General features: G+C 74.0%; 7 protein-coding genes and 1 pseudogene. 2 read left to right on the plus strand and 6 right to left on the minus strand.

Features of this window, described 5'->3' with window-relative positions; translation table 11 throughout:
- The 5 genes and pseudogenes from DY240_RS25160 to DY240_RS25180 form a co-directional block, all read right to left on the minus strand.
- Positions 1 to 409 (minus strand): annotated as a pseudogene (locus tag DY240_RS25160) (allophanate hydrolase subunit 2 family protein); the annotation flags it as partial.
- Positions 406 to 1,167, minus strand: a complete 762-nt coding sequence (locus DY240_RS25165; RefSeq protein ID WP_233552867.1) for a LamB/YcsF family protein — start codon at positions 1,165 to 1,167, stop codon at positions 406 to 408. The gene DY240_RS25165 and the pseudogene DY240_RS25160, both read right to left, overlap by 4 nt.
- The gene (locus tag DY240_RS25170) at positions 1,164 to 1,790 is read right to left on the minus strand and encodes a 5-oxoprolinase subunit B family protein (protein ID WP_119662446.1); all 627 of its coding nucleotides are present in this window, start codon (positions 1,788 to 1,790) and stop codon (positions 1,164 to 1,166) included. The genes DY240_RS25165 and DY240_RS25170 overlap by 4 nt, the downstream gene beginning before the upstream one ends.
- Before the next feature lie 116 nt (positions 1,791 to 1,906).
- The gene (locus DY240_RS25175) at positions 1,907 to 2,776 is read right to left on the minus strand and encodes a helix-turn-helix domain-containing GNAT family N-acetyltransferase (RefSeq protein ID WP_119662441.1); all 870 of its coding nucleotides are present in this window, start codon (positions 2,774 to 2,776) and stop codon (positions 1,907 to 1,909) included.
- Between the two features lie 466 nt (positions 2,777 to 3,242).
- Entirely contained in the window at positions 3,243 to 3,968 is a 726-nt protein-coding gene (locus tag DY240_RS25180; RefSeq protein ID WP_119662442.1) for a DUF4232 domain-containing protein, read from the minus strand.
- Positions 3,969 to 4,015: 47 nt separating this feature from the next.
- Between DY240_RS25180 and DY240_RS25185 the strand changes: the two genes are divergently transcribed.
- Both DY240_RS25185 and DY240_RS25190 read left to right on the plus strand, forming a co-directional pair.
- A complete protein-coding gene (locus tag DY240_RS25185; protein ID WP_119662443.1) occupies positions 4,016 to 4,306 on the plus strand; it encodes a hypothetical protein in 291 nt (96 codons plus the stop codon).
- 36 nt (positions 4,307 to 4,342) lie between these two features.
- A complete protein-coding gene (locus tag DY240_RS25190) occupies positions 4,343 to 5,989 on the plus strand; it encodes an alkaline phosphatase D family protein (protein ID WP_119662444.1) in 1,647 nt (548 codons plus the stop codon).
- Positions 5,990 to 6,632: 643 nt separating this feature from the next.
- Here the strand turns inward: DY240_RS25190 and DY240_RS32500 are convergent.
- Positions 6,633 to 7,038: diacylglycerol/lipid kinase family protein (locus tag DY240_RS32500; RefSeq protein ID WP_199702387.1), on the minus strand; the 406-nt coding region annotated here is incomplete at its 5' end.

Genomic DNA, 7,038 nt, shown 5'->3' on the forward strand with positions numbered 1-7,038 from the left:
ACGACCGCGACCCCAGCACCGGCGGCACGCCGATCCCGCCGCGCACGGCCAGGTACCCGCGCAGCCCGCGGGCCGGGCGGCCGACCCGCAGCACCTCGCCGGCCCGGACCGAGAACGGCGCGTTGAACGCCGCCGCCCGCTCGCCGGCCCGCACGTCCGCCGGCGCCCCGGTGAGCGCCACCGTCGCGGTCCGCCGGAACCGGATGGCCAGCCCGCCGAGCACGAACTCGATGGCTGCCGCCCGCTCGGCGTTGGCGACCAGCCGGTTCGCCAGCCGGAAGCTGTGCTCGTCGGCCGCGCCGGACCGCCCGACCCCCATCGCGCCGAGCCCGGGCCGGCCGAGGTCCTCGACGATCGCCAGCACGCCCGGCTCGAGGACCTCGAGCACGGGATCGCGGCCGGTGGTCATGCGAACGCGGCGATCGGGACGCCGTTCTCCGTCAGCACCTCGCGAGTCCGGCGCAGCAGCTCGACCGCGCCGGGGGTGTCGCCGTGCACGCAGAACGACCGCGCCCGTACGGCGACCGGGTCGCCCTCGATGCTGGTCAGCTGGCCGGTGGTGACCAGTTGCAGGCAGCGGGCGGCCACCTCGTCCGGGTCGGTGACGAGCGCGCCCGGCCGGCGCCGCGACACCAGCCGGCCGTCGGCGTGGTACGCGCGGTCGCCGAACGCCTCGACCACCGTGGGCAGGCCGTGCACGTCGGCGATGCGCAGCACCTCCGAGCCGGGCAGCCCGAGGATCGCCAGGGACGGGTCGTAGGCGCGGACGGCGTCGACGACGGCGGCCGCCTGCTCGGCGTCGCGGACGATGGTGTTGTAGAGCGCGCCGTGTGGCTTGACGTAGCGGACCCGCGTTCCGGCCACTCGCGCGATGCCGTCGAGCGCCGCCAGCTGGTACAGCACGTCGTCGGTCAGCTGCGTGGCCGGCATGGCGATCTCGCGGCGTCCGAAGCCGGCGAGGTCGCGGTAGCCGACGTGCGCGCCGACGGCGATGCCGCGGGCGGCCGCCATCTCGCAGATCGTCCGCATGATCGTCGGATCGCCGCCGTGGAACCCGCAGGCGACGTTCGCGCTGCTGACGACGGCGAGCAGGCCGGCGTCGTCGCCCATGGACCAGGCGCCGAAGCCCTCGCCCAGGTCGCAGTTGAGGTCGATCGGGGCGGTCACCAGCGGCCGTCCCGGCCGCGGTCGGCGAACCGCACGCGGGTGCCCGGCAGCAGCGCCGCCGGCGGTGTGCGGTCGAGGTCCCACAGCACGGCGTCGGTGTGCCCGAGCAGGTGCCAGCCGCCCGGCCCCGAGCGCGGATAGACACCGGAGTAGCGGTCGGCGATGGCGACCGAGCCGGCCGGCACGCGGGTCCGCGGGTTCTCGCGGCGGGGGAGCGCCAGCCGCGGGTCGAGCCCGGTGAGGTAGGCGAAGCCGGGCGCGAACCCGGTGAACGCGACGGTGTACGTGGCGTCCGCGTGCCGGCGGACCACCTCGCCGGCGGACAGCCCGGTGGCCTCGGCGACGGCGTCGAGGTCGGCGCCGTCGTAGCGGACCGGGATCTCGACCAGCGGCGCCTCGTCGCCGTCGCGGGGCTCGTCGGGCAGATGTGCGAGGTCGTCGGTGAGCCGCTGCGCGGACGTCACCCCGGGGTCGAACATGATGAGCAGCGTCTCGGCCGCCGGCACGACGTCGACCAGGCCCTCGGGCTCGTGGTCGCGCAGCGCGGCGTTCAGGGCGAGGACGTCCTCGAGGTCGCCCAGCTCGACCAGGATGGCGTGGTCGCCGCACGGGAGCACGTGCAGTTCGCTGGTGCGCATGGCCTCGCCCCTCCACACGGTTCGACGCCCGTTCGGTGCTGCCGAACCGGGCACCTCACGAGCGTCCTCACGGCCATTGAAGGGAGGGCGAACCGATCATGTCAAGACGCTGCCCGCGGGTGCGGGACGGCGGCCGTGGCGCGCCGCTCGAGGAGGACGCAGTCGTGCCAGACGCCGTCGCGCTGGCCGAGCTTCTCGCGCACCCCGACGGTGCGATAGCCGGCCTGGTGGTGCAGCGACAGCCCGGCCCGGTTGACGCTGAACACCGACGTCTGCAGCATCCAGATGCCGGCGCGGTCGGCGGCTGTGACCTGCCGGAACAGCAGCGCCTTGCCGATGCCGCGGCCGCGGTGGGCGCGATCGACGTACACCGATGTCTCGCCGACGCCGCGCAGGCTCTCGCGCTGCGACGCGTGCGCGACGGCCGTCCAGCCCACCACCGCGCCGTCGACCTCCGCCACCCAGCGGTGCCCGGGCAGCCAGCGCGCGGCCAGTCGCGTGCTCGGCGGCACCGTGGTGTCGAACGACGCGATGCCGGTGTCGAGGCCCTCCTCGTAGATGCGGCGCACCGCGGGCCAGTCGTCCAGCCGCAACTCCCGGACGGTGATGCCGGCGGGCACGTCCTCGGGGTGCCGCGGCCGCGTGGCCAGGGCGCCCATGACGACGTCGGCCATGTGCGGCAGCCCGATGACGCACTCCTCCTTGACGGTGACCCGGGTGAACGGGCCCTCGCGGTCGACGTGGACGAAGCCGGCCTCGGCCAGCTTGCGCACGTGGTGGGAGCAGGTCGACTGGCTGATGCCCAGCCGCTCGGTCAGCTCGCCGACCGTCCGCCCACGCGGTGCGGTCGCGACGGCGTGCAGCAGCCGGACCCGGGTCGGATCGGCCAGGCAGGCGAAGGAGTCGGCGAAGCGGTTGACGTCGTCGGTGGGGAGCAGATCGGGGTGGTGCGCGAGCGTGCCGGCGGTCATGGCAAGGAGCCTATTGACCCCGATCGATGCTCGCGTGATGTTCGCGTATCGCTGAGGTTTCCTCGTCCGGAACACTGTCCGTCATCGCCGCGGAGCCCCAGGCGCTATCAGGGGACGGGGAGGATGTGGGCACGCCTCACGGTTGGCGTGCCCGTTTCGCGTGCTTTGTCGTGCGGCGGCGCGCGATGATCATCCAGGATCGTCTACATCACGAGGATTACGTGAGCTTCACCATGGCTGTAGGGGTGTTGACGCTGGGGTAATCCTCGTGATGGCCCCCGAATCGCGGCGAAATCTCACCAGGTGGACGCTCTACGACACCAACGCCACACAGTAACGGGGCCGACGCCGCGGGAGTCGTCGCCGCTCTTCCCCCGGTCCCCTGATAGCTGCGCGGCCAAGACAATCGGGCAGCAGGGGGACGGGGCCAACGCTGCAGGGGACGGGGGTACGTCTGCTGCGACGGTCAGAAGGGCGCGCCGTCGGGCCGCCACTCGGTGACCGTGACCTCGCCGCCGTCGACGATGTCGAGGGAGGCGTGCGTGCCGGAACCCTCGACGACGAGCGAGGTGAGTGGCAGCTCCGTCGCCGGCCCGCCCGGCCCGGTGGCGAGCAGCACCTCGTAGGTGAGGTCCGGGTTGCCGGCGGTCGGCATGGCGTTCCAGTCGAGCATCGCGACGGCGCGGCCGCCCGGCGGCACGACGACCGGAGCCGGGCCCGCGGGCGCGGACGGGGTGACGGCGACGGCCAGCGGCTGCTCGGTCAGCGTCCGGAACGACAGCGAGGGATGCGCCCGCAGCGTGCAGGGGGCGGGACCGGTGTTCGTCGCGCCCAGGAACAGGTACCGCGAGCCCAGGGCGGCGTCGGTGCCGGTGAGCTCCAGGCGCAGCGCGGCCGGGTCGCAGTCGGGCGCGTCCGGGTCGGCGGACCAGTCGCCGCCAGGGGCGTGCGGCGGCCGCGGCGGCACGTCCGCGACCCGCAACGCCGCGGAGTCGTCGAGCGTGCGGACGACGTCGACCGCGGCGCCCTGGACGGCGGCGACGTCGGCGACCTTGGCGAGGTCGGACGCGTCGCGCACCCGCACGTCGGCGGTCTCGCCGTCGAACACCGCCCGCACCACGCCGGGCGTGCCGGCGAACACGTAGGCGTCGCGCACCGCGGCGCCGCCCGCCGGCGCCGGGTACGCGCGCACCGCGTCTCGGCCTCGGCCGGCGTCACCGGCCGCAGCCAGATCTCCAGGTGCTGCGTCGCGACGTCCGGCAGTCCGGCGACCAGCGTGTCGACCGTCTCGGCGGCCCAGCCGGCGCCGCGGGTCGCGTCGTGGACGAGGTCGAGCCGCAGTGTCCAGCCCGTGGGATCGTCGGGCCGGTTCTCCTGCGCCGCGCCGTCCGGGCCGAGATAGTGGAGAGGGACGTCGTCGACGCCCGGGAGCGCGCGGGCGTCGGCGACGATCTCGTCCTCGTCGGCGCCGGTCGGCGCTACCGTCTGGCCGCAGCCGGCCAGGACGAGGGTGACGACGACGGCCAGTAGGGTACGAAGCGACGCGGACGGCACGGAACAGACCCTATGTCCGCTGAGGAGGCGCCGTTGCCGGGCACGCTGGTCCTCGGGCCGTTGCTGCGCCATGTCGACCACACGTCCGCCCTGATCTGGGTCGAGACCGACCGCCCGGCCACCGTCGGGGTCCTCGGCGCCACCGCGAGGACGTTCACCGTCCACGGCCACCACTACGCGCTGGTCGCCGTCGACGGCCTCGAGCCCGGCACGTCCACGCCGTACGCCGTGGACGTCGACGGCGAGCGGGTGTGGCCGGAGCCGGGCTCGCCGTTCCCGCCGCCGGTCATCCGCACCCGCGGCGACGGGAGAGTGCGGCTGACGTTCGGCTCGTGCCGCATGAGCGTCCCGCACGACGCGAAGCACGACCGCGTCTACGGCACCGACGCGCTGCGCGCCCTGGCGCTGACGCTGGCCGCGGCCGACGAGGCGGACCGGCCCGACGGCTTGGTGCTGCTGGGCGACCAGGTGTATGCCGACGAGACGTCCGACGCGATGCGGGAGTTCATCGGGGCGCGGCGCGACGTCTCGCAGCCGCCGGGCACCGAGGTGGCCGACTTCGAGGAGTACGCGTACCTCTACCGGCTGGCCTGGACCGACCCCGCGGTGCGCTGGCTGCTGTCGACCGTCCCGGCCGCGATGATCTTCGACGACCACGACATCCGCGACGACTGGAACACCTCGCAGGCCTGGCGCGAGCGGATGGCCGGTGAACCGTGGTGGCGCCGGCGCATCACCGGTGGCATCGCGGCGTACTGGCTCTACCAGCACGTCGGCAACCTGTCTCCGTCGGAGCGGGCGGCCGACCCCGTGCTGGCCGCCGTGACGGAGGTGTCCGGCGACGCCGGCGCGGTGCTGGACGAGTTCGCCTGGCAGGCCGATCAGGAGCCAGCGTCGTACCGATGGAGCTTCACCCGCGACATCGGGCCGGCGCGGCTGGTGATGATCGACTCCCGCTGCGGCCGGATGCTCGACCCGGAGAAGCGGACGATCGTCGACGACGCCGAGTGGGACTGGATCGCCGGCCAGGTCCGCGACACCGAGCACGTCGAGCACCTGTTCATCGGCACGTCGCTGCCGTACCTGCTGCCGCGCGGCCTGCACGACCTCGAGGCCTGGAACGAGGCGACGGCGGCCGGTGCGTGGGGCGCGCGGTTCGCGAGGGCCGCCGAGACGCTGCGCCAGGCCGTCGACCTCGAGCACTGGGCGGCGTTCGGCCGGTCGTTCACGGCGATGGCCGACCTGGTGACGGACGTTGCCACGGGGCCGGACGGGCGGCGGCCGCGGGCCATCGGCTTCCTCTCCGGCGACGTGCACTACTCCTACGCCGCGCGGCTGGACTACCCGGGCCGGACCCCGCAGACCAGCAGCGTCTACCAGCTGGTCTGCTCGCCGGTGCGTAACCCGCTGAGCCGGACGCTGCGCTACCTCAACGGCGCCGCCGCGTTCGCCGTCGCCCGGGTCGCCGGGACCGGCCTGGCCCGGCTCGCCCGGGTGCCCAAGCCGCGGGTGACCTGGTCCGTCGAGGCCGGGCCGCGGTTCGACAACGCGCTGGCCACACTGGAGCTCACCGACGGGACCGCCCGCGTGCGCTGGGAGACCGGCCGGGTCGACGGCGACGTCGCGACGATGTCCGAGGTCCTGTCCGCCGAGCTGTGAGCCGGTCGCGTTCCGGTGTGCTGCGTTGGCCTGAGTGTTCGCGTTGGGCCCGTCCCCCTGCTGCCCGATCGTCTTGGCCGCGTACGCGCGCCTCAAGTCCGCGCGCGTTGTGGTGGGGCTTCGCTGTGGTTGGGGCGCTTAGACTTGACCCGCGCGCCCGCGGCTCAGAACGGGCAGCTATCAGGGGGACGGGGGGAGTGTGGCGACGTCTCCCGCGGCGTTGGCCCCGTTACGGTGTGGCGTTGGTGTTGTTGAGTGTCCACCTGGTGAGATTTCACCGTGATTCGGGGGGCATCACGAGGATTACCCCAGCGTCAACACCCTTACAGCCATGGTGATGCTCACGAAATCCTCGTGATGTAGGCGATCGCCGATGATCATCGCTCTCCACAGGCCGACAAAGCAGGGCGAAACGGGCACGCCAAACGGCGAGGCGTGCCCACATCCTCCCCGTCCCCCTGATAGCTGCCCGTTCTTGGCCGCGCAACCGCGGGTCAAGTCCAAGCGCCCCGGCCACAGCAGAGCCCCACCACAACGCGCGCGGACTTGAGGCGCGGTTGCGCGGCTGAGAGAATGGGCAGCAGGGGGACGGCCAACGCCACGATTGCCGACGAACGTCGAATGACCAACGGCTCGGGGCGAATCACGCCGGGACGCTCACCCGCAACGCGTGCGGCAGCACCGTCCACGTCCGTGCGCCGGCCAGCTCCGACAGCTCGCCGTCGGCGTTGAGCGGTACCGGCCCGCCCGTGACGGTCACCTGGTGGCCGCGCGCCTCCACCACGTCGTGGCGTTCGGGGTGCCGGCCGCGGACCAGCGCGGCGGCGAAGGCCAGCCGGGCCCGCCAGCCGGTCGAGAACGAGACGACGACGTCGACCCGGCCGTCGTCGGGCCGCGCCGACGGCGTCACGGGCGCCCCGCCGCCGATGGTGACGCCGTTGCCGAGCGCGACCATGAGCGCGCGCCGCTCGCCGCCGGCCAGCACGTCGCCGTCGACGGTGACGCGCAGCCGCCAGCCGCGGGCCGACGCGCCGGCGACCGCGCTGCCG

Origin of the sequence: Jiangella rhizosphaerae (assembly GCF_003579925.1) — a bacterium.
Lineage (GTDB): Bacteria > Actinomycetota > Actinomycetes > Jiangellales > Jiangellaceae > Jiangella > Jiangella rhizosphaerae.